Source organism: Clostridioides sp. ES-W-0016-02, assembly GCF_020641035.1.
In the GTDB taxonomy this organism is placed as follows: Bacteria; Bacillota; Clostridia; order Peptostreptococcales; family Peptostreptococcaceae; genus Clostridioides.
Genome location: NZ_CP061361.1, coordinates 3170156 through 3191904, shown reverse-complemented (window position 1 = coordinate 3191904; position 21749 = coordinate 3170156). Strand labels below are relative to the sequence as shown.

The 21749-nt window shown below is 27.7% G+C and carries 18 protein-coding genes; 15 read left to right on the top strand and 3 right to left on the bottom strand.

All coding sequences use genetic code 11. The features are described 5' to 3' along the window. Window positions 1–83 precede the first annotated feature (83 nt). The 3 genes from IC758_RS15050 (at window position 84) to IC758_RS15040 (ending at window position 5317) form a co-directional block, all read left to right on the top strand. A complete protein-coding gene (locus IC758_RS15050) occupies window positions 84–1997 on the top strand; it encodes a polysaccharide biosynthesis protein (RefSeq protein WP_227434464.1) in 1914 nt (637 codons plus the stop codon). Between the two features lie 201 nt (window positions 1998–2198). Further along, the gene (locus IC758_RS15045) at window positions 2199–2903 is read left to right on the top strand and encodes an SH3 domain-containing C40 family peptidase (RefSeq protein WP_227434465.1); all 705 of its coding nucleotides are present in this window, start codon (window positions 2199–2201) and stop codon (window positions 2901–2903) included. A gap of 299 nt (window positions 2904–3202) precedes the next feature. Then, window positions 3203–5317 (top strand): cell wall-binding glycosyl-hydrolase Cwp19, encoded by a 2115-nt coding sequence (locus IC758_RS15040; protein ID WP_227860554.1) that lies wholly within the window; start codon window positions 3203–3205, stop codon window positions 5315–5317. 241 nt (window positions 5318–5558) lie between these two features. On the opposite strand, the gene IC758_RS15035 is transcribed toward IC758_RS15040, so the two are convergent. Continuing rightward, window positions 5559–6524, bottom strand: a complete 966-nt coding sequence (locus IC758_RS15035) for an LCP family protein (RefSeq protein WP_227830829.1) — start codon at window positions 6522–6524, stop codon at window positions 5559–5561. Between the two features lie 335 nt (window positions 6525–6859). After that, on the bottom strand, window positions 6860–7816 hold the full coding sequence (locus IC758_RS15030) for an LCP family protein (protein WP_227434468.1): 957 nt from the start codon (window positions 7814–7816) through the stop codon (window positions 6860–6862). 368 nt (window positions 7817–8184) lie between these two features. Between IC758_RS15030 and IC758_RS15025 the strand changes: the two genes are divergently transcribed. Continuing rightward, window positions 8185–8973, top strand: a complete 789-nt coding sequence (locus tag IC758_RS15025) for an HAD family hydrolase (RefSeq protein ID WP_227434469.1) — start codon at window positions 8185–8187, stop codon at window positions 8971–8973. 362 nt (window positions 8974–9335) lie between these two features. Here IC758_RS15025 and IC758_RS15020 read toward each other — a convergent pair whose 3' ends face one another. After that, window positions 9336–9806 (bottom strand): DUF4358 domain-containing protein, encoded by a 471-nt coding sequence (locus tag IC758_RS15020; protein ID WP_227434470.1) that lies wholly within the window; start codon window positions 9804–9806, stop codon window positions 9336–9338. A gap of 138 nt (window positions 9807–9944) precedes the next feature. Between IC758_RS15020 and IC758_RS15015 the strand changes: the two genes are divergently transcribed. From IC758_RS15015 to IC758_RS14965, 11 genes are all read left to right on the top strand, one after another. After that, complete coding sequence (locus IC758_RS15015) at window positions 9945–10589, top strand: undecaprenyl diphosphate synthase family protein (protein WP_227482127.1); 645 nt, start codon at window positions 9945–9947, stop codon at window positions 10587–10589. A 123-nt stretch (window positions 10590–10712) separates the two neighbouring features. Next, window positions 10713–11537, top strand: coding sequence for an N-acetylmuramoyl-L-alanine amidase (locus IC758_RS15010; RefSeq protein WP_227434472.1), 825 nt, complete (start codon window positions 10713–10715; stop codon window positions 11535–11537). A 325-nt stretch (window positions 11538–11862) separates the two neighbouring features. Next, window positions 11863–13413: a putative bifunctional diguanylate cyclase/phosphodiesterase gene (locus IC758_RS15005; protein ID WP_227824284.1), complete on the top strand. Its 1551-nt coding sequence runs from the start codon at window positions 11863–11865 to the stop codon at window positions 13411–13413. Then, window positions 13413–13811 (top strand): RrF2 family transcriptional regulator, encoded by a 399-nt coding sequence (locus IC758_RS15000; protein WP_227434474.1) that lies wholly within the window; start codon window positions 13413–13415, stop codon window positions 13809–13811. The genes IC758_RS15005 and IC758_RS15000 overlap by 1 nt, the downstream gene beginning before the upstream one ends. Before the next feature lie 39 nt (window positions 13812–13850). Beyond that, entirely contained in the window at window positions 13851–15584 is a 1734-nt protein-coding gene (locus IC758_RS14995) for an Eco57I restriction-modification methylase domain-containing protein (RefSeq protein WP_227434475.1), read from the top strand. 230 nt (window positions 15585–15814) lie between these two features. Continuing rightward, entirely contained in the window at window positions 15815–17026 is a 1212-nt protein-coding gene (locus IC758_RS14990; RefSeq protein WP_227434476.1) for a patatin-like phospholipase family protein, read from the top strand. 191 nt (window positions 17027–17217) lie between these two features. Further along, on the top strand, window positions 17218–17478 hold the full coding sequence (locus IC758_RS14985; protein ID WP_003422895.1) for an HPr family phosphocarrier protein: 261 nt from the start codon (window positions 17218–17220) through the stop codon (window positions 17476–17478). Window positions 17479–17739: 261 nt separating this feature from the next. Continuing rightward, entirely contained in the window at window positions 17740–19452 is a 1713-nt protein-coding gene (gene ptsP, locus IC758_RS14980; protein WP_227434477.1) for a phosphoenolpyruvate--protein phosphotransferase, read from the top strand. Between the two features lie 492 nt (window positions 19453–19944). Further along, window positions 19945–20262, top strand: coding sequence for an IS200/IS605 family transposase (gene tnpA / locus IC758_RS14975; RefSeq protein WP_255630929.1), 318 nt, complete (start codon window positions 19945–19947; stop codon window positions 20260–20262). 31 nt (window positions 20263–20293) lie between these two features. Further along, window positions 20294–21397, top strand: coding sequence for an IS200/IS605 family element RNA-guided endonuclease TnpB (tnpB, locus tag IC758_RS14970; protein ID WP_413927358.1), 1104 nt, complete (start codon window positions 20294–20296; stop codon window positions 21395–21397). A gap of 119 nt (window positions 21398–21516) precedes the next feature. Then, window positions 21517–21729, top strand: a complete 213-nt coding sequence (locus IC758_RS14965; RefSeq protein ID WP_227434479.1) for a hypothetical protein — start codon at window positions 21517–21519, stop codon at window positions 21727–21729. The last annotated feature ends 20 nt before the right edge of the window (window positions 21730–21749 follow it).

Below are 21749 nucleotides of genomic sequence, written 5' to 3'. Positions count from 1 at the left end.
AATTGAAAAATACAGCAAAAGATAGATGTTGTTGGCTATGCTTAGGTGCGTAGCTTTTGCTGTTTAATGGAGGGCTTCTAGTTATGCGAGAAAGTATAGATTTAGAGAAAGAAAGCTTTTTTAATAAGCTTTTTAAAAAATATAAATTTAGACAACTAACATTATTAATTCTAGATATTTGTAGCGTGCTAGTAGCATTTCGAATGTCTTTGAGTTTGACAGGAAATTTAGATGTATTCAATGTTAATAATGTAATAATTTCAGTTTGTATATATATTGTACTCCATATAGTATCATTTAGATTGTTTAAATGTTACAACACATTGTGGAGATATGCAGGAGAAGAAGAAATTATTTCGATTTTTATTGCAACTTTAGCTTATCTAATTCCAGCTTATGTGATAAATAGAATATTGGGACTCGATTATCCTATAATGCTTTATGTATTAAATACGATATTCATTATAATGTTTACAAGTGGAGTGAGAATAGGGTACAGAGCTATAAGAATAGTCATGAATAAAACCTATTCTAGAGGGAAGGTTTCTAACATTCTTATAATTGGAGCAGGAGATGCTGGAGAGATGGTTATACAAGAATTAAAGCGAAATCCAGAACTTAAAAAAGTCGCAGTAGCTATAATCGATGATGATAAAAATAAAATCGGAAGAATAATTCATAATGTAAAGATTGTAGGAACAACTTCAAAGATAAATGATATAGTTGAAGAATATAAAGTAGATGAAATAATTTTTTCTATTGCCAACATAGAAAAACGCAGAAAAAAAGAAATTATTGATATGTGTAAAAATACTAATTGTAAAATAAAGACAATACCAGGGATTTATGAAATTATAGATGGAAAAGTTGACATAAAACAGATTAGAGAGGTAGAAATAGAAGACTTATTGGGTAGAGAGCCTATAAGAACAAATTTAAAAGAGATAAGTAACTACATTGAAGGAAAAGTAATCCTTGTAACTGGAGGAGGAGGCTCAATTGGTTCAGAGCTTTGCAGACAGATTGCAGGATTTAATCCTAAAGAACTTATTATAGTTGATAATTATGAGAATAATGCTTATGCAATACAACAAGAATTGCTTAGAAAATATAAAAACAAGCTGGATTTAAAAGCAATAATAGCTTCAATAAGAGAAGAAAAAAGAATGGATGAAATATTTAATAAATATAAGCCAGAAGTAGTGTTCCATGCAGCAGCTCATAAACATGTTCCTCTTATGGAGTCAAGCCCTGGTGAAGCTATAAAGAATAATATATTTGGAACTTTAAATATAGCAGGTTTATCTTCAAAATATAAAGCTAAGAAGTTTGTCCTTATATCTACAGATAAAGCTGTAAATCCTACAAATATAATGGGAGCTACTAAAAGAGCTGCTGAGATGATTATACAGACAATGAATGATGAAAGTCAGACTGAGTTTGTTGCAGTTAGATTTGGAAATGTACTTGGAAGTAATGGAAGTGTAATTCCCCTTTTTAAGAAGCAAATTGAAGATGGAGGACCAGTAACTGTTACACATCCAGATATCATTAGATATTTTATGACGATACCAGAGGCTGTAGGACTTGTTATACAGGCTGGAGCTATGGCTAAAGGTGGAGAAGTATTTGTGCTTGATATGGGAGAGCCTGTAAAAATATTGGATTTAGCAAAAAATTTAATAAAATTTAGTGGGTTTGAACCAGATGTTGATATAAAAATTGAATTTTCTGGTCTTAGACCAGGAGAAAAATTGTATGAAGAACTTCTTATGTCAGAAGAAGGTCTGTTAGATACAGAGCATAAAAAGATTTTTATTGGTAGGCCAATAGATGTTGATAGAGAAGAAATAACAAAATACTTAAAACTTTTAAAAGAAATTACAAACAATGAAGAAACTGAAAAAATAGATAGTGTAATGAGAAAATTAGTACCAACTTACATTAAACCAGAAGATGCTAATATCAAGGAAATTGCAATAACTCGAGATAAGTAGAATATATTTCTAATTTGTAACCAGGGGGAGCAAAAAGAAACAAATAGAGACTAAAAAGAAACAAAAGATTACAAAAAGATTACAAAAAGATTACAAAAAAGGTTGCAATTTATTTTGATGTAAGTTAGAATGTTAATTAGGAATTGGAAACGAAGGAACAAAATGTTAAATTTTCGAAAGGATTAGGTATTTGAGATTATGATGAATATTAAAAATAAAAAACATATATTGAAAAAATTTATAGCGATGGTGTTAATAGCAGGAGTTGTTACAGTGGAGGCGGGAGCAATAACAGCTAGTGCAGCAGAGTTATCTAATTCACCTATGACTGCGACAGTAGATCAATGTGACTTCTTAAACATGAGAAGTGGAGCTAGTGCAAATGATGCAATAGTAGGAAAGATAAACACAGGTGACAAAGTTGAAGTTTTAGAATTACATTCAAATGGATGGATAAAAATAAAAACAGTTGACAATGTTACAGGATGGGTAAATGGAGATTATTTAACTATTGAAGGTGGAAATGTAGACGCAAAGGTACAAAATGTTTTAAACTTAGCATTTAAGCAACAAGGTAAACCATATAGATGGGGAGCAACTGGACCAAACTCTTTTGATTGTTCTGGGTTCACTTCTTATGTTTACAAAAATGGAGCAGGAGTTAATTTGCCAAGAGTATCAAGATCACAAGCAACAGTAGGAAAGAAAGTATCTAGAGCAGAATTAAAAGCAGGAGATTTAGTTTTCTTTGGTTCAGGTGGTTCAATAAATCATGTTGGGTTGTATATAGGAGATTCTAAATTTATACATTCACCACAAACAGGAGATGTAGTAAAAGTTACTAGTATGGCTCCAGGAACTAATTATGCTAGAAGACTTATAACTGCTACACGTGTTTTACAATAATAATAGATTTAATTTACATAGGATTGAATATTAACATTAAATGCAGTTATGTTTAATGTTTTACATAGAGAGTGAAGTATTAATTAATATTAAAATAGTGATGAACGTTATAAAAACAGCAAAGAAGATAAATTTCTTTGCTGTTTTTTTTATAATAAATTATTTCATATTATAATCAAATATTAAATATAAATATTAACTATATTATTCAATATTTGACAGATAATATGAATTTTAGATATACTTAGTAAGGAGTATATTGTAGAAAAAAATAAATTTAAGAAATTAAGGGGGATGAAATGAAAAAGATAAGTATATTACTATTATCGTTGGTAATGACACTTACAATGTGTAGTGTAAGTTCATTTGCTGATTCGTCAAATGATAAGGAAATGAGAGCAGCTTGGATATCTACAGTTTATAACTTAGATTGGCCTAAGACTAAAAATAATGAAGCCAAGCAAAAAAAGGAATACACAGACCTATTAGACAAATTAAAAAGTTCAGGGATAAACACAGCAGTGGTTCAAGTAAGACCAAAATCAGATGCTTTATATAAATCAAATATAAATCCATGGTCTGAATATCTTACAGGTACTCAAGGTAAAGACCCTGGATATGATCCATTACCATTTTTAATAGAAGAAGCACACAAAAGAGGAATGGAATTTCACGCATGGTTTAATCCATACAGAATAACTATGGCAGATGAGAGTATAGATAAGTTGCCAGCAAACCATCCAGCAAAGAAAAACCCAAGCTGGGTAGTTAAACATGGAAATAAGTATTACTATGACCCAGGTCTACCAGAAGTTAGAAAGTACATAGTTGATAGTATAGCAGAGGTAGTTCAAAATTATGATATAGATGGTGTTCATTTCGATGATTATTTCTATCCAGGAGTAAGCTTCAATGATACTGCTACATATCAAAAATATGGACAAGGACAAAACAAAGACAATTGGAGAAGAGAAAATGTAAATACTCTACTTAGAGATGTAAAGGCATCTATAAAGAGTATAAAGCCTGAAGTTGTGTTTGGTGTGAGTCCAGCTGGAATATGGAGAAATAAGAGTAGTGACCCAACAGGTTCAGATACATCAGGTAATGAAAGTTATGTAGGTACATATGCAGATACAAGAGCATGGATAAAACAAGGATTAGTTGATTACGTAGTTCCACAACTTTACTGGCCAATTGGTCTTAAAGCTGCAGATTACTCTAAATTAGTAGCATGGTGGGCAAATGAAGTAAAAGGAACAAATGTAGATTTATACATAGGACAAGGTATATATAAGCAAGGGCAATCAAGTTATAATGGGCAAAACATAGCAAAAGAAATAGTTAAGCAAGTAACATTAAATAGAAAATATAGTGAAATAAAGGGTAGTATGTATTTTTCAGCTAAAGATATAGCAAATAGTACATCTATACAAAATGATTTAAAGAGCTTGTACTCTGACAGCAATGAACAGCCAGTGACTCCACCATCTAATGTCAAGGTGGAAAAATTAAGAGGTGCTGAAAGATATGATACAGCAGTTGCAATAAGTAAAAAAGGATGGGCTACAAATTCAGATACAGTAGTATTAGTAAATGGATATTCTATAGTAGATGGTATAACATCAACTCCACTTGCTACTGCAAATGATGCACCTATATTATTAGTAAATAAGGGTGACATACCAACATCTACCAAAAATGAAATAAAAAGACTTAATCCAAGTAAAGTTATCTTAATAGGAGGAAATAATTCTATTGGAGATAAAGTTGAAAGTGAGATAAAAGATACATTATCAAATGTATCAATAAACAGAGTGGGTGGCTCAGATAGATATAGCACATCTCTTTTAATAGCAAAAGAATTAGCTAAGACTAATCCAGTAGACAAACTATATATAACAAGTGGTACAGGTGAAGCAGATTCTCTTTCTATAGCTTCAAAAGCAGGAGAAGAAAAACAGCCAATCGTATTAGTATCAAAAGATAATGTAAGTGATGAAATCTATAACTGGGTATCAGACTTAAATGTAAAAGATGCATACTTTATAGGTGGTAATTTAAGTATATCTGATTCAGTAATAAGTAAATTAGATAAAGTTATTACTAATGATGTATCTAAAAATAGAATAGCTGGAGAAAATAGAGAAGAAACAAATGGAAAAGTAATACAGAAATTCTATCCAAATGCTGAATATTCATCAATATTTGTAAGTAAGAGTAATCAGTTAGTAGATGCATTAACATCAGGACCTTTAGCAGCAAAATTAAAATCACCAGTAGTTATGCTTGGAAATAGTGTAACATCTGCTCAGAAAACTGCTCTAGAGCCTAAAAAGACAAGCCTAGTATATGAAGCTGGAGATGGCATAAATCAAACTGCATTAAACAGTTTATTAAACTTAGTTCAGTAGTAAGAATTTAATAAAGATGCTATATTATAAATTCTATAAAGGCAAATTAAAATAAAAGTATCAAATTGGAAAATGTTAAATTAAAAAGTATTAAATAAAAGTAGAAATTAAAAAAAGAACTATATACATTTTATAATCAAGCATGGATAACAACTTGAAAATAATTATGTAATATAGTTCTTTTTCTATATTTAATCTTATATTTTATAATAATATTTGTATTAAATGTTTTTTAGTGTTATTATTGTTTAAATTCTATATCATTAAATATAAAATCATGTAATATATCTAAAGTATCTGGGTCAAATCTAAGAACCCAACCAGCCTTTCCATATATACCACCTGTACTATGAATTTCATCATCAATAGGGAATTCAAATTGTTTAACATTTAAGTCGCCCATTTTTAAAACTTGAGCTCCTAAAGAAAGTATTGCATTAGGTTTCATATTAGTTTTAACATATGGAAGAACAGCATCTAATAAACCTGGATATTTAGTAACAGGTAAGGTTTCTGTTTTCTTGATTATAGCTTGTATAATCTCTCTTTGTCTTCCATCTCTTGCAAAAGCTGTATCATTATGTCTGATACGTGCAAAAGATAATGCTTGATATCCATTTAAAGTTTGTGCTCCAGATTTTCTAATATATTGTATGCTACCTTTATCATCACTTTTATTCCAACCATAAGTTTCAGGAATAAATTTATTTAATTCACTTATTTCTCCTTTTTCAATTGTAACTTCAACGCCACCAATAGCATCAATTATATACATAAATGATTCGAAATTAACACAAGCATAATTTTGAATATCAACATTAAAGTTCTCTTCAATTGTTTGTATTAATAAATCAGCTTGTCCATAAGCATAGGCATGAGTAAGTTTTTGTTTACCATGACCAGGGATGTCTACATAGCTATCACGAGCTAATGATGTAAGTTTGATATCATTATGTTTGTTATCAATAGTTAATATCATCATAGCATCTGACCTTGAAGAATCTTCATTTGGTCTAGCATCTGTTCCCATAAGTAGTATGTTAGTTATCCCATTTTCATTTTTATGGTCATTATTATCTAATAAATCACTATTTATGCTTGAGTCATGAATAGTAGATAATTTATAATAAAAATATCCATAGACGCTTATAGGGAATATTACTACCAAGAAAGCCAGTAGTATAACAAATTTCTTTAATTTTGACAAAAGTACCCCTTCTTTCTTCTTTTTCCTGTATATTTTTTAATAGCATACACTTAATTATATTAAAGTATTGAGATATATTCAATACTTGTTTCAGTTACAAAAAAAAGACAATGGCATAATTTATAAGAAAATTTGTCAATTTATATATAATTAAAAGTATGTGTAGTATACTCTTTAAAAAATTAATTAAATTTTTAAAGAAAAATAAGATTTATATGTTTTTTTACAATAAAAATAAGTACACACCTATCAATTACAAAATAATTTGCTTCTTGAAAGGCATGCACTTACTGTCAAATTCTGTATATAACTTTTTATTAATATAAATAAATATTTTACTCTTCAACCATAATATCTTCAAATATGAAGTCGTGCATTGCATCTAATTCATATTCTTCAAAAGGAATTACATAGCCTGCACTACCAATTTTTCTACCATTTTCAGTAGAAAGAGGGAATTCCATTGATTTTAAGTCTAAGTTTCCAATACTTAAAAGTTTTGTTCCTAGAGAAATTATTTCATTAGGACTCATATTAGTTTTAACATATGGAAGTATAGTATTAACTAGATTAGGATATTTGGTAACTGGTAAATCCTTAACACCATTTATTAAACTTTGTATAACACTTCTTTGTCTTCTATCTCTCTCATCTGTACTATCATTTTTTCTTATACGAGAAAATGCAAGTGTTTGATATCCATTTAGTTTTTGCTCACCTGAACTTCTTATATACTCAAGAGAGCCTTTGTCAGAATTTTTATGCCATTTATAAGTTTCAGGTATAAATTTGTTTAATTCTCTTATTTCACTCTTATCAACTGTAACAGTAACCCCTCCTAGAGCATCAACTATATCCATAAAAGAGAAAAAGTCAACTACAGCATAATTCTGTATATCGAGTTGGAAATTTTCTTCTATAGTTTCTATTAATAAATTAGCTTGACCATATACATAAGCATGTGTTAATTTTTGCTCTCCATGTCCTGGTATATTAACGTACGTATCTCTATTTAATGATGTTAATTTAAGACTTTTATTTTTATTATCAATAGTTAATATCATCATGGCATCAGAACGAGAAACTTCTTCTCCTGGTCTTGCATCTGTACCTAATAATAATATATTTGTAATATCTTCTTCATTTTTATAGTCATTACTGCTAAGAGCCTCTGTATTTATACTATCATCTTGGATAGTTTTTAATTTAGTAAAAACATATCCGTATACACTGACAGGAAATGCTATGACTAAAAGGGCTAGAAATATAACAAATTTTTTGAGTCCTGACAATAATATCCCCTACTTTCTAAATTTTTTAATTACACATAGTTAATTATATTAAAAAATTGTTACATAAGCAATAAAAAACACAATAAATTAGCATAAGTTTGTCATAATATAATTATTTTTATAATATTTTATAGAAGGAAGTGTGTAGTTATTATTAATTTTCTTGGAATATAATTATATGAAGATTTAAATTTTTATAAATTACTGTATATATTGGAAAAAATATTTTCCTGATTGTAGTTATATCATCTTACAAAAGGTGTAAATTGTAATTTAGAATTTTTGGTGTATAATAGGAATTGAAAATTTAAACTGATAAAAATTAATAAAAAATAATCATAAATTATATAATTTGGGGGAGGAAATGTATGATAAAATTAATAGCAACAGACTTAGATGGAACTTTGTTAGATGAAAAGAGCGAAATAAATCCAGAATTTTATAAAGTATTTAAAAAATTAAGAGAGAGGGGAATAATGTTTTCTGCTGCAAGTGGCAGGCAGTATCAAAATCTTATAAAAAAATTTGAAGATATAAAAGATGATATGATGTTTATCTCAGAGAATGGAACATTAGTAGTATATAAAGGAGAAGAAATATTATCAAATCCTTTGGATAAAGAGTTAGTAAATGAAATCATAGAGACAACAAGAAGTATAAAAGGGAAAAAAATTGTAATGAGTGGTAAAAAATACGCCTATATAGAGAGCAAAGATGAAGCTTTTATAGAAGAAGTTAATACTTACTATGCAAAGTTTAAAATTGTAGATGACTTGACTGAAGTAGAAGGTGATATATTAAAGATAGCTATACATGATTTCAAAGGTGCAGAACATAACAATAGTATCTACTTTGATAAGTTTTCTGATAGAGCTCAAGTATGTATTTCTGGGGTAGAGTGGCTTGACTTAACTGCAAAAGGTGCGAATAAAGGAAGTGCCATAAAAAAAGTACAAAGAATGTTAGATATAAAATATGAAGAAACTATGGTATTTGGTGACCAATTGAATGATGTGGAAATGATGAAGAGTGCTTATCATAGCTATGCCATGGAGAATGCAAATGAGTATTTGAAAGAAATTGCTAGATTTAGAGCAAAAAGAAATACTGAAAATGGTGTTGTAGATAAGATAAAAGAAGTCATAAAAATTGGATAGCCATCTATGATGGGGTTCTAAATGAAAAAGATTATTTTGGCTGGTATAAATGATAAATTAAAGGAAGCATATAAATTACAGCTTGAAGAAGTATTGGGAGAAATTGCAGAAATAGAAACTAACTAACTATATGATATGTCTGGTGGATATACATTAGCATGGATGACATACTTAGTATTGACTGTAATTATGGTCGATTTGATATTAATAAGTTTAGTTTTAGGAAAAAAGAAAAATATAAATATCAAAGAGAGTTAAATGATACTAATTGAATAAATAAAAAATATCAATGTAATTTTTGATAAAATAAATTTATTTATATAAAAATTACATTGATATTTAATAAACATCAATAAAGATATTTATTTTTTTATGATACTCAGTATTTTGTCCTCTATTTGAGATACATTTTCTGCGGAAATCAAATAAACATATTTACCTGCTTTTTCAACAATAGTACTGTTTGCTATTTCAGAATTGTTTTTTTCTCCATGTCCTTCTCCAAAAGGTGCTTGAATCATGTCTCTTTTATAATTTTCTAGAGTTTTATAGATTTTATTTACATCGTCAGTTTTTATGACAATGATATCTTCTAGATATAATTTTTCAGAAGAATTGATTACAAAACCTTGTGTAATGTCTTCTTCTACATCGTTAAAATAATTAAATTCTTTTGCATCAAAAAATTTTGATTCTTTTATAAGCAAATCAGAAGACTTTAATGCTTTTTCAATTTTTGATGTAGAAACGTTTTTATAATCGCTACTTGAAGAACAACTAACCATTCCAAAGGATAAGATTATTGAAAAAAACAACATTAAAATTTTTTTCATGAGAAACCTCCAAGTTTTTTTAACTCTATCTTAATTTAGTTTACTACATAATTATATAAAAATAAATGTATTTAATGTTACAGTTTTGATTAATAATGTAAGAATTTGATAATAATACCTATTAAGAGGTGATTAAAAATGAGAGTACCAAAACATGTAGGAATTATCCCAGATGGAAACAGAAGATGGGCAAGTCAAAATGGAATGACAAAGGATAGAGGATATGAAAGTGGAATAAATCCTGGACTAGAATCTTATAGATTATGTAGAGATTTAGGTTGTGAAGAAGTAACTTTTTATGGATTTACAACTGATAATACAAGACGTCCATCAGTCCAGACAAAAGCGTTTACAAAAGCATGTATTGATGCAGCAAATATATTGATAGAAGAAGGTGCAGCTTTACTAGTTGTTGGAAACACAAAATCTCCAATGTTCCCAGAAGAATTATTACCATATACAAATCGAATTCAAGCTAAAGATGGACAGATAAGAGCAAATTTACTGGTAAATTATGGATGGTATTGGGATTTAAATAATATATCAGGAGTAGAAAATGTAAATAAGAATAACATACAGGATTACATACAGTCATTTGATGTGTCAAGACTGGATTTGATAATTAGATGGGGAGGAAGACGCAGATTAAGCGGTTTCTTGCCTGTGCAATCAATTTATGCAGACTTTTATGTTATAGATAATTATTGGCCAGATTTCAAAGGTGATGATATAAAAGATGCCTTTAGTTGGTATGATACACAAGATGTCACTTTAGGCGGATAATTAAGAAATTTCAGTTTTTAGATTGTAGAGTATTTTAAATTATTGAAAAAAAAACTTCTTGGTGGTAAAATAACACTAATAATATGAAAAAATGTAAAAATCTATACCAAGAAGGGTGAAGAAATGTCGAAAAGCAATAATAACAATAATTCAAGAAACAAATCTAAAAATACCAGCTATCTAAATAGAAAAAAAAGAAAAATAAATAAAAAAAAGTTAGTAGTACTGATTTGCTTTACAGCGTTATTTTTATTTATTGCATTTAAGGCTACTCAAGGTGTAGTAGCTTTGGTCAAAGGGATGGATAAAAATAATAAAGCAAATCAACAACAAAAAGTTGACTCAGAACAATTTGACCTTGGTGATGAAAACGAAAATAAAAACAAAAAATATACTGTATTTATAGACCCAGGTCATGGAGGAAATGATAAAGGAACTCAAAGTAAAACTAGTAACAGATATGAAAAAGACCTTACTTTACAAATTTCAAAGAAATTAGCAAATAAATTAGCTAAGCAAAAGGACATTCAAGTAGTTGTATCTAGAACTGATGATACATATGTATCATTAATGGATAGAGTAAACTTAGCAAAAAATAGCTCTGCTGATGTACTTGTTTCTATACACTTAAATGCAGAAAAAAATGGAAATACAGCAACGGGTATAGAAACATGGTATAGAAATAAAGCTACAGATGGCTCAAAAGAATTTGCACAAACAGTTCAAAGTACAATAGCATCTTATGTTAAAGTAAGGGATAGGGGAATAATTGAAAATAATTTTGAAGTACTTAGAGAATCAAATATGCCAGCTATATTAATAGAGTGTGGTTTTTTAACAACGCCTTCAGAAGAGCAAAAAATAATAAATGCGAAATATCAAGAGCAACTTACAGAGGGAATTGTTCAAGGTATACTTTCATATTTGGATTCTAAGGGAAACAAATAATTTAATTATTATCTAAATGTAAAAGTTAAATTAAAAATGCAAAGGTGTGAATTATATTAAAAGTATGATTTCATACTGAAAAGATTATTTAGATTCAAGAACTATGAAACTACAGACTGTTTTATGTATGTCTGTCTTCATAGTTTTTTTTGTCAAAATTAGTTGGTATTTGAAAAAAATAGAGAAATAAAATCGTAGAAATAGAGTTATTTATATGTGATTTTAAGTTAGATTGATTTACTAGCAATTGTGCCTTATAATTAATATATAATATAAAAAAAGTTTGATTGTAAAATAATTTAAAAAATAATATAGGGGAATTTATATGAATAAAAAAAGTATAATGAAAATTTGTTGGTTAAATAAAATAGTTTTTATTATAATTGGTGTTTTGGGAATAGTTTTACTTACAAAGCATATTGGAATAGACATTAAGAGTCAAATTTTGCTTTTATTAATCTTATTTAGCATAAGTATGTTTATTTCATACCTTAAGGTTAAGGCATATGAAGACGAAATTAATTTAGATATCACAAGTAATTTGGATAAACTTATAAACATCACTAAGGATGATGACTTTTTACAACATATTCAAAGTTATATATTTGCTAATAAGAGAGAAAATTGTGTGTTAGCATGCTTTGATTTATGCAGACTTAAACTTATAAATGAGATATATGGTTATAAGCTAGGGGATGAAGCATTAGACAATATCTCAAACAACTTAAAAAATTATTTTGGAAATGAAGCTATTTATGGAAAGTTAAAAAGCGATGTCTTTTTATTAATAATAAAACTTGAAGATAGAGATGAAAAGATTCCTAATTTGGCAAACCTTATTAAAAATAAAATTGTGACCTTGAGTCAGATAGATAGTTTTAAAATGAATATAAACATTGAAGCTTCTATTGGTATTTATAAATTTAATAATGATGAAATTGACATAAAAAAAGCCATAGATAATGCTGATATGGCAAGAATTAAATCAAAAGGATTAAAGCATATAGAATATGTTGAATTTGATGATGCTATGGAAAAAGAAATAAAATCACTTATGAAAATAGAACAAGATTTATTTTTAGCTATTAAAAACAAAGAGTTCATAATTCACTACCAACCTAAATTTGATTCAAGTACAAATAAAATTATAGGTTCAGAAGCATTAATAAGATGGATTCATCCAACCTTAGGTATGGTTGCTCCAAATAATTTTATACCTATAGCTGAGAAAAGTGGTTTGATAAATAATATTGGTAGATGGGTGATTGAAGAAGTTTTTATTACTATTGATAAATGGATTTCAGAAGGGATAAATGTTTTACCAGTTTCAATAAATTTATCTAGAGTAGAACTTTATAAGAATGATTTAGTAGATTTTTTTAAGTCGATGTTTGATACATATAATGTTCCTAGAAAACTTGTAGAAATAGAAATAACAGAAACAACAGCTTTAAATGATGTAAAATTTATTAGTGAGAGACTTTATGAAATTAAATCTTTAGGTATGAATATATCATTGGATGACTTTGGCATAGGGAACTCAAATTTTATCAATCTTAAGGGGATACCAGTAGATGTTATAAAAATTGATAGGTCACTTATATTAGATATAGTAACCAACTCAAAAACAAAGGTTATGATAAAAGCCATTGTTAATCTTTCGCACGATTTAAATTTAGCTGTTATATGTGAAGGTGTAGAGGATATGGAACAAGTTAAAGTTTTAAATAATATGGGATGTAATTTTATACAAGGTTATGTATTTTCTAAGCCAATAGAAGAATGTAGTTACAAGGAACTTCTTACTGGAAGAAGTAATATAAGTTTAGAAGAGAGTCTTTTGAAAGAATATATGGCAGTTGAGGAGGTGGAATAATGATTTCAGAAGACGTAGATTATGCAATAAGAATTGTAAGAGCTATATTTAATAATGGAGAAAATAATCCAATAGATGTCAAAACAATATTAAAGAATGAAGATATACCAATATTAACACTATATAAACTACTTAGAAAACTTTGTGCAAATAATTTACTTACTTTTAATAAAGAAGATGGAAAGAAATACATGTTAAATGTATCATTGGATACAATAAGTTTGAGAACAATTGTAGAAATAATTGATGGGAAAATATATATAAATAAATGTACTAGATATGTATCTAATTGTAGTAATTGTTTAAAAGGTTGCAAGGTAAATCAGGAATTACTAGAGATAGAAAAAGAAATCTATAAACTTTTATCAAGAAAATCTATAAGACAGATATTAGAATAATAAATTTTTAGCTTAGCTAATAGTTGGAGGTTTTCAGTTATGGATGATATATCTCAAGATAATTTTCTATTATCTAAAGAGTATGAGAATAGTTTAGATGTAGATACTAAAAAAGCAGGTGGAATATACTATACACCTAAAATCATTGTCGATTATATTGTTAAAAAAACCTTGAGAAATCACGATATAATTAAAAATCCATATCCGAGAATTCTTGACATATCTTGTGGATGTGGGAACTTTCTTTTAGAAGTATATGATATTTTATATGACTTATTTGAAAAAAATATTTATGAATTAAAAAATAAATATGATGAAAATTATTGGCAGATTGATAATATACACAATCATATATTGAACTATTGTATATATGGTGCTGATATCGATGAAAATGCTATAAATATACTAAAGGATAGCTTAAAAAACAAAAAGACAACGAATGATTTAGAAGATGAAGGTATTAAAATCAACCTATTTTGTTGTGATAGTCTAAAGAAAAACTGGCGATATAAGTTTGATTACATAGTTGGTAATCCTCCGTATATTGGACATAAAAAACTTGAAAAAAAATATAAAAAATTTCTTTTAGAAAAGTACAGTGAAGTTTATAAAGATAAAGCTGACTTATATTTTTGTTTTTATAAAAAGATTATAGATATCTTAAAATGTGGAGGAACTGGAAGTGTTATAACGCCGAGATATTTCTTAGAAAGTTTGTCAGGAAAAGATTTGAGAGATTATATTAAGTCAAATGTTAATATTAAAGAAATAGTAGATTTTTTGGGTGCAAATATATTTAAAAATATAGGTGTTTCTAGTTGTATTCTTACTTTTAATAAAAAAAAATTGAATGATACGCCTATAGATATATTTAGAATAAAGAATGAAGATGTATCTATAAATAAATTTGAAACACTAGAAGAACTTTTAAATAGTAGTAAATTTGAATATTTTAATATAAATCAAAACTTGCTTTCTGATGAATGGATAATTGTAAATAAGGATAATGAATCTTTTTATAATAAAATACAAGAAAAAGGTAAATATAGCCTAGAAGACATAGCTGTAAGCTTTCAAGGCATAATTACAGGATGTGATAAGGCTTTTATTTTAAGTGAAGGGGATTTAAAATTAAATTTTGTAGATGAGAAGCTTTTAAAAGATTGGATAAAAAGCAAAAATATAAACAAGTATGTAGTAGAGAAAAGTAAATATAAGTTAATATACTCAAATGATATAGATGACGAGGTTAAAAACAAAAAAATACTTGATGAAATTATAGGTGTGTATAAGACTAAATTAGAAAACAGAAGAGAATGTAAAAGTGGAATAAGAAAGTGGTATGAGCTTCAATGGGGTAGAGAAAAGCTTTTTTTCGAAAGAAAAAAGATAATGTATCCATATAAATCCAAAGAAAATAGGTTTGCTATAGATTATGATAATAATTTTTCAAGTGCAGATGTATATTCTTTTTTCATAAAAGATGAGTATTTAGATAAATTTTCATATGAATATTTAGTTGGAATTTTAAATTCTAGTGTATATGATAAATACTTTAAAATAACAGCTAAAAAAATGAGTAAAAATATATATGATTATTATCCTAATAAGGTTATGAAGATAAGAATTTTTAGAGATAATAATTATGAAGCAATAGAGGATTTATCAAAACAAATAATATCAATTTTATTAAATGAAACAATAGACAAAGACAGAGTAGAAAAATTGCAGATAAAAATAGATAAATTAGTAATAGATTCTTTGGGAATATAAATAAGTATGGATATGAAAAAATATGTTGAATGTTAATAATTTATCTAAATTGATAAAGAAAAAGTTAACCATATAAAAAATATTAAAAATATATACTTTTGAATATTTTTTTGATAAAATAAAAATAAATTTGTACAATTTTATTTTTCTCCAATAGCTAAAAGTAGTTTTTTGAATTAATATTTGCTGAGGAATATAAATTAGGAACGCTTTAAATAGTAGGTGATAATATGAAAGGATTAGTTTTAGAAGGTGGAGGAACAAAAGGAGCTTATCAAATAGGTGCGTATAAAGCTTTAAGAGAACTTGGTATAGAATTTCAAGGAGTAACAGGAACATCAATTGGGGCTTTGAATGGAGCATATATAATTCAAAACGATATTGAGGTAATGGAAGATATATGGCTAAACTATGATTATACTCATTTTATGAATATTGACAAAGAAAGCTATGAGAGATTTAAAAATGTAGATTTTACTACGAAAAATATCAATGCAGTTTTTGAACTTATAAATAAAGCCAGAAAAAATGAAGGTATAGATATAAGCCCATTAAGACACTTGATGGAAACTACATTAAATGAAGATATAATAAGAAAATCAAAAAAAGACTTTGGACTTGTTACGGTTTGGTGGGATAAAAAAATTAATCCTCATCCATTGTATATAGAAGATATGCCACAAGGTAGATTGGTTGATTATTTAATTGCTAGTTCTAGTTTGCCTATTTTCCAAACAAATGTAATGGATGATAAATTGTATTTGGATGGAATGTTTTGTGATAATATGCCAATAGGGCTTTTAGAAGATAAAGGATATGAAGATGTTGTTGTAATTAGGTTAATTGATGATTTTCTTGGAAAAATGAACCTAAATAAACATCAAAATATAAATATAAAAACCATAATACCATCAGAATATTTAGGCGGTTCTCTTAATAAAGATAGAGATAATGTAGAAAAAAATATTCGATTAGGATATTTAGATACCATGAAAGCTTATGAAAGATGCGATGGTATTAAGTATTACTTTGATGTAGAGTATAAGTATGATGAAGAGTATTGTTTTGATAGATTTAGAAGAATGAGTAATGAAACAATACAATGTATTTGTAACTTATTGAATATAAAAAGAGATGTTTCGCTTAGAACTGTTATGGAAAATGTAATACCAAAGCTTGGTGAGACACTTGGTTTACCCAAAAATTTTTCATATAAAGATTTATTTTACTGTGTATATGAGAAAAAACTTGAAGAAAATAGTATAAATAGGGTAAAATTATATGATTTTAATAAGGTTATAGATGTTGTAAATACAAATATTGATTCTAATAAGAATTTAGCATCAAATTTTGAAATTAGACCTAAAATCAGTATTAAAAAGAACAAAAACACAAAATTATTGACAAATTGTATTATAAAAGACTTAAAAAGTCAAAGTTAAATAAAAAACAAAAAAAAATTTGTAATTATACTCGAAAAAAGTGTATATTAGTAGTATAATATTTTTGTAGCACTAGTGGGAACAAAAAATGACCATAGGACAAAAAAGTACCACTAAGTGCCATTAAAGTAAAAAATAGGAAAACAATTTTAAAAAATATAAAATGTTAGGTTTATAGGAGGATTTAAAAAATGGAAAAAGTAGTTAGTATCAAAAATGCAAGTGGATTACATGCTAGACCAGCAGGAATGTTTGTTAAGAAGGCTGCTGAGTTTAAATCAACAGTAGAAGTTGTGGCAAAAGACAAAACTGTAAATGCAAAATCAATCATGGGAATAATGAGTTTAGGTTTAGCTCAAGGAGAAGAATTAAAATTAGTTGTAAATGGAGAAGATGAAGAAGTAGCTTTAGCAGCAATGGTTGAATTAGTTGAAAGTGGATTTGGAGAGTAGATATAATAATTTCTAAAAATTTGGTATTTATAATCTAATCATTGCTTAGAGTAAAAGTAACAGAGAAACATTAAAAATATACAGACAAAAGTTTGTAAATATTTAGTTTCTTTGTTACTTTCATGTTTATTTAATCAGAAGATTAAGATTATTATTAATTGGGTATGAAAATATAAATATTTTAAATGATGAAATAAGTAAGATATTTTTAATTATAAATTTGGAATCAAAATACAGAAGATATTTTTAGGAGGTAGGGTTATGGCTTACAAAGGAATAGGAGCTTCTCCTGGTATTGCTTTAGGGAAAGCGTTAGTAGTTGAGCATAGTGAGTTAGTAATTGAGAAAAAAACTATAGATAATGTTGAAGCGGAAGTTGCTAAATTAGAAAATGCAGTTGTAGTTTCTAAAGAAGAATTAATAAAAGTTAAGGAAAAAGCTTCTCAAGAATTAGGAGAAGAAGAGGCAGAAATATTTGAAGCACATTTATTAGTTTTAGAAGACCCAGAGTTAATTGGTTCTGCAATTGATAAAATCAAAACTGAAAATGTAAATGCAGAATATGCTTTAAATGAAATAAAAGAAATGTTTGTTAGTATGTTTGAGTCTATGGACAATGAATATATGAAAGAAAGAGCAGCAGACATAAAGGACGTTACAAATAGAATACTTAGACATATACTAGGAATCAAAGTTGTTGATTTATCTGCTTTAAGTGAAGAAGTAGTATTAATAGCACATGATTTAACTCCATCAGATACAGCAACTATGAACAAAAAAATGGTTTTAGGATTTTTAACTGACATAGGTGGAAGAACTTCTCATACAGCTATAATGTCTAGAACTTTAGAAATCGCTGCAATCGTTGGACTAAGTGATATAACTTCAAATGTTAAAGATGGAGATTTTGTAGTTTTCAATGGAGATACTGGTGAAGTAATCGTTAATCCAGATGAAGAAACTATAAGCAAATACACTGAGTTAAAAGCTAAGTATGAAGAGGAAAGAAAAGCATTACAATTATTAAAAGGAAAGCAATCAGTAACTCTTGATGGGAAACACGTGGAATTAGCTGGTAATATAGGAACTCCTAATGATATAGAAGGTCTAATAAAGAATGATGCTGAAGGTGTTGGTCTTTATAGAACAGAATTTTTATATATGGATAGAGATTCTTTCCCAACTGAGGAAATACAATATGAAGCTTATAAAGCTGTATTAGAAGGAATGGAAGGTAAACCTATAGTTATAAGAACATTAGATATAGGTGGAGATAAAGAGTTAAGTTACTTGACTATGGAACCTGAAATGAATCCATTTTTAGGTTACAGAGCAATAAGACTTTGTTTAGATAGAACAGATATATTTAAGACTCAATTAAGAGCTTTATATAGAGCAAGTGTTCATGGAAGATTGAGAATAATGTTCCCTATGATTTCATCTTTAGAAGAATTATTACAAGCTAAAGAAGTTGTAAAAGAAGTTTTAGCAGAACTTGATTCTGAAGGTATAGCTTATGCTAAAGATGTAGAAATCGGTATGATGATAGAAGTGCCATCTGCTGCTGTAATATCTGATATACTTGCTAAACATGTAGATTTCTTCTCAATAGGAACTAATGATTTAATACAATATACTTGTGCAGTTGATAGAATGAATCAAAAGATAAGCTATCTTTACAATCAATTTAATCCAGCTGTTTTAAGACTTATAAAGACAGTTATAGATAATGCACATAAAGAAGGTAAATGGGCAGGTATGTGTGGAGAATCTGCTGGAGACCAAAAAATGATACCAATACTTTTAGGTATGGGATTAGACGAGTTTTCTATGTCTCCAATATCAATACTTCCTGCTAGAAAATTAATAACTTCAGTTAAAGAAGCGGATATGAAAAAATTAGCTGATGAAGTACTTAATATGGGTACTGCGGAAGAAATAAAAAGATATATTGAAACAACTTTTAACATGTAATTTATAAAATATATAATATGTAATTTACAAACTTATATTATATAAAATATCCATGTAGATATGTTATAAATAATATGAATAACTCAATAAGTAAAGAAAAGCCATAGTTTATTTTATACGCTATGGCTTTTTTATTATTATAAATTAAAATTTATAATACTTTAATTATAGTTTGTGTTTTTTGTAGACTTATTTTTTAGGTAATTGCACCTGAATATGTATTAATGTTATGTGGATGTACTTTTGAAATATGGTAATATATATTAAGGGTGAATGGTTTAAAGAGTATATATTTAACCTCCTATGGCGAAATTCCTCTTCCTCGTCATAGGAGATGGAGGATGTAAGCCTAACCGATAGGTTATTTATTTTACTTGATTTTCAAAAAATGTATTGTATTATAAAATCAGTAGTAAAAACTGAAAGGAAGTAACTACAATGAAATTAGATAGTAATAATCATTAAGTATTTTTGTTACACTATCACTTAGTTATGTGTATAAAATATAGAAGAAAAGTAATAGATAACTCTATATCAGATAGACTAAAAGATATATTTGTAGATATCTCCCCAAATTATGGAGTGGAGTTGCTAGAATGGAATCATGATATTGACCATGTGCACTTGTTATTCAAAGCAAAACCAAATACAGAGATATCTAAACTCCTAAATGCTTATAAATCAGCATCAAGTAGAAGAATAAAGAATGAATTTCTAAGTATTCGTAAGTCCTTATGGAAAGAATACTTTTGGAGCAAAAATTATTGTCTAGTAACAACTGGTGGAGCTCCATTGGATGTTGTAAAATAATACATAGAAAATCAAGGAAAGTAGGGATAATATGCTAAGAGCATATAAATATAGATTATATCCAAATAGCGAACAAAAAGAATATTTTGCTAAAACTTTTGGATGTAGCAGACTTATATATAATCTTATGTTATCCTATAGGATTAAAGCATATGAGGAAAACAAGGACTTAGATATTAAAAAAATAAAATATCCTACACCTGCACATTACAAAAAGGAATATGAGTTCCTAAAAGAAGTTGATAGTTTAGCACTAGCAAATGAACAAATGAATTTAGATAAAGCCTATAAAAACTTTTTTAGAGATAAATCAGTAGGTTTTCCTAAATTCAAATCTAAGAAAATAAACTACCATAGTTATACTACTAACAACCAAAAAGGTACTGTAAGGATTGAAAATGGATATATAAAATTACCTAAACTAAAATCGATGGTTAGGATAAAACAACATAGAATGTTTGATGGAGAAATAAAGAGTTGTACTATATCGAGAACACCAGGTAATAGATATTATATTTCTATATTAGCAGAAACTGAAATAGAGAAACTAAAAACTATTGATAAGAAAATAGGTGTAGATGTTGGATTGAAAGAATTTGCAATATGTAGCGATGGATTTAGAGTAGATAATCCTAAACACTTTAGAAAATCAGAGAAAAGATTAACTAAACTACAAAAGGACTTATCAAGAAAACAAAAAGGAAGCAATAATAGATATAAAGCAAGATTGAAGGTAGCAAGGTTGCATCAAAAGATATCAGACCAAAGAGCAGATTTCCTAAATAAGTTATCAACTAAACTAATACACGAAAACCAAGTTATAGTTATTGAGGACTTGAAGGTAAAGAATATGGTGAAAAATCATAAGTTAGCGAAAGCTATAAGCGAAGCAAGTTGGTCGGAGTTCAGAAGAATGTTAGAATATAAAGCTAATTGGTATGGTAGAGAAATAATAGTAGCAGATAAGAATTTCGCATCTAGTCAATTATGTTCTAAATGTGGATATAAAAATCCATTAGTGAAGAACTTAGGACTAAGAGAATGGGAATGTCCAGAGTGTGGAGCATTCCACGATAGAGATAGCAAGTATCAATCTACTAAACTTAGCCATATAAATGGTAATCATAAGGGTTAGGAACTAGCCCAATAGCTTGGAGATACTGATAACAATAGTTATCTTGACCAAGAAGCCACCACTTCAAACATTACCGTAGGTAGTTAAGTGGATGGTAGTTCACTGATACTAGATTTGAAATGAATTTACCAGATTATATTAATAGCGATACAATTGTATATATAGAAAAAATGGATTTAGGAGAAGAAGAAGAAAAAGATAAAAGAAGTTATAATGTAATATTTGCCAATGATGGGGTAGAAAAGGCTGGTGGAAAATTAGGTTTTTCTGACATTAATATTGATGTTATAAATGATGGTGGAGTGTGGAAAGTATCTGGATTTACGAAATAAATTTAAACTTAAAATTATTA

Bases quoted from the DNA above. Each gene is read 5' to 3' on its own strand.
- IC758_RS15050 (WP_227434464.1), top strand. From the start codon at position 84: ATGCGAGAAAGTATAGATTTAGAGAAAGAAAGCTTTTTTAATAAGCTT.
- IC758_RS15045 (WP_227434465.1), top strand. From the start codon at position 2,199: ATGAATATTAAAAATAAAAAACATATATTGAAAAAATTTATAGCGATG.
- IC758_RS15040 (WP_227860554.1), top strand. From the start codon at position 3,203: ATGAAAAAGATAAGTATATTACTATTATCGTTGGTAATGACACTTACA.
- IC758_RS15025 (WP_227434469.1), top strand. From the start codon at position 8,185: ATGATAAAATTAATAGCAACAGACTTAGATGGAACTTTGTTAGATGAA.
- IC758_RS15020 (WP_227434470.1), bottom strand. From the start codon at position 9,806: ATGAAAAAAATTTTAATGTTGTTTTTTTCAATAATCTTATCCTTTGGA.
- IC758_RS15015 (WP_227482127.1), top strand. From the start codon at position 9,945: ATGAGAGTACCAAAACATGTAGGAATTATCCCAGATGGAAACAGAAGA.
- IC758_RS15010 (WP_227434472.1), top strand. From the start codon at position 10,713: ATGTCGAAAAGCAATAATAACAATAATTCAAGAAACAAATCTAAAAAT.
- IC758_RS15005 (WP_227824284.1), top strand. From the start codon at position 11,863: ATGAATAAAAAAAGTATAATGAAAATTTGTTGGTTAAATAAAATAGTT.
- IC758_RS15000 (WP_227434474.1), top strand. From the start codon at position 13,413: ATGATTTCAGAAGACGTAGATTATGCAATAAGAATTGTAAGAGCTATA.
- IC758_RS14995 (WP_227434475.1), top strand. From the start codon at position 13,851: ATGGATGATATATCTCAAGATAATTTTCTATTATCTAAAGAGTATGAG.
- IC758_RS14990 (WP_227434476.1), top strand. From the start codon at position 15,815: ATGAAAGGATTAGTTTTAGAAGGTGGAGGAACAAAAGGAGCTTATCAA.
- IC758_RS14985 (WP_003422895.1), top strand. From the start codon at position 17,218: ATGGAAAAAGTAGTTAGTATCAAAAATGCAAGTGGATTACATGCTAGA.
- ptsP (WP_227434477.1), top strand. From the start codon at position 17,740: ATGGCTTACAAAGGAATAGGAGCTTCTCCTGGTATTGCTTTAGGGAAA.
- tnpA (WP_255630929.1), top strand. From the start codon at position 19,945: ATGTGTATAAAATATAGAAGAAAAGTAATAGATAACTCTATATCAGAT.
- tnpB (WP_413927358.1), top strand. From the start codon at position 20,294: ATGCTAAGAGCATATAAATATAGATTATATCCAAATAGCGAACAAAAA.
- IC758_RS14965 (WP_227434479.1), top strand. From the start codon at position 21,517: ATGAATTTACCAGATTATATTAATAGCGATACAATTGTATATATAGAA.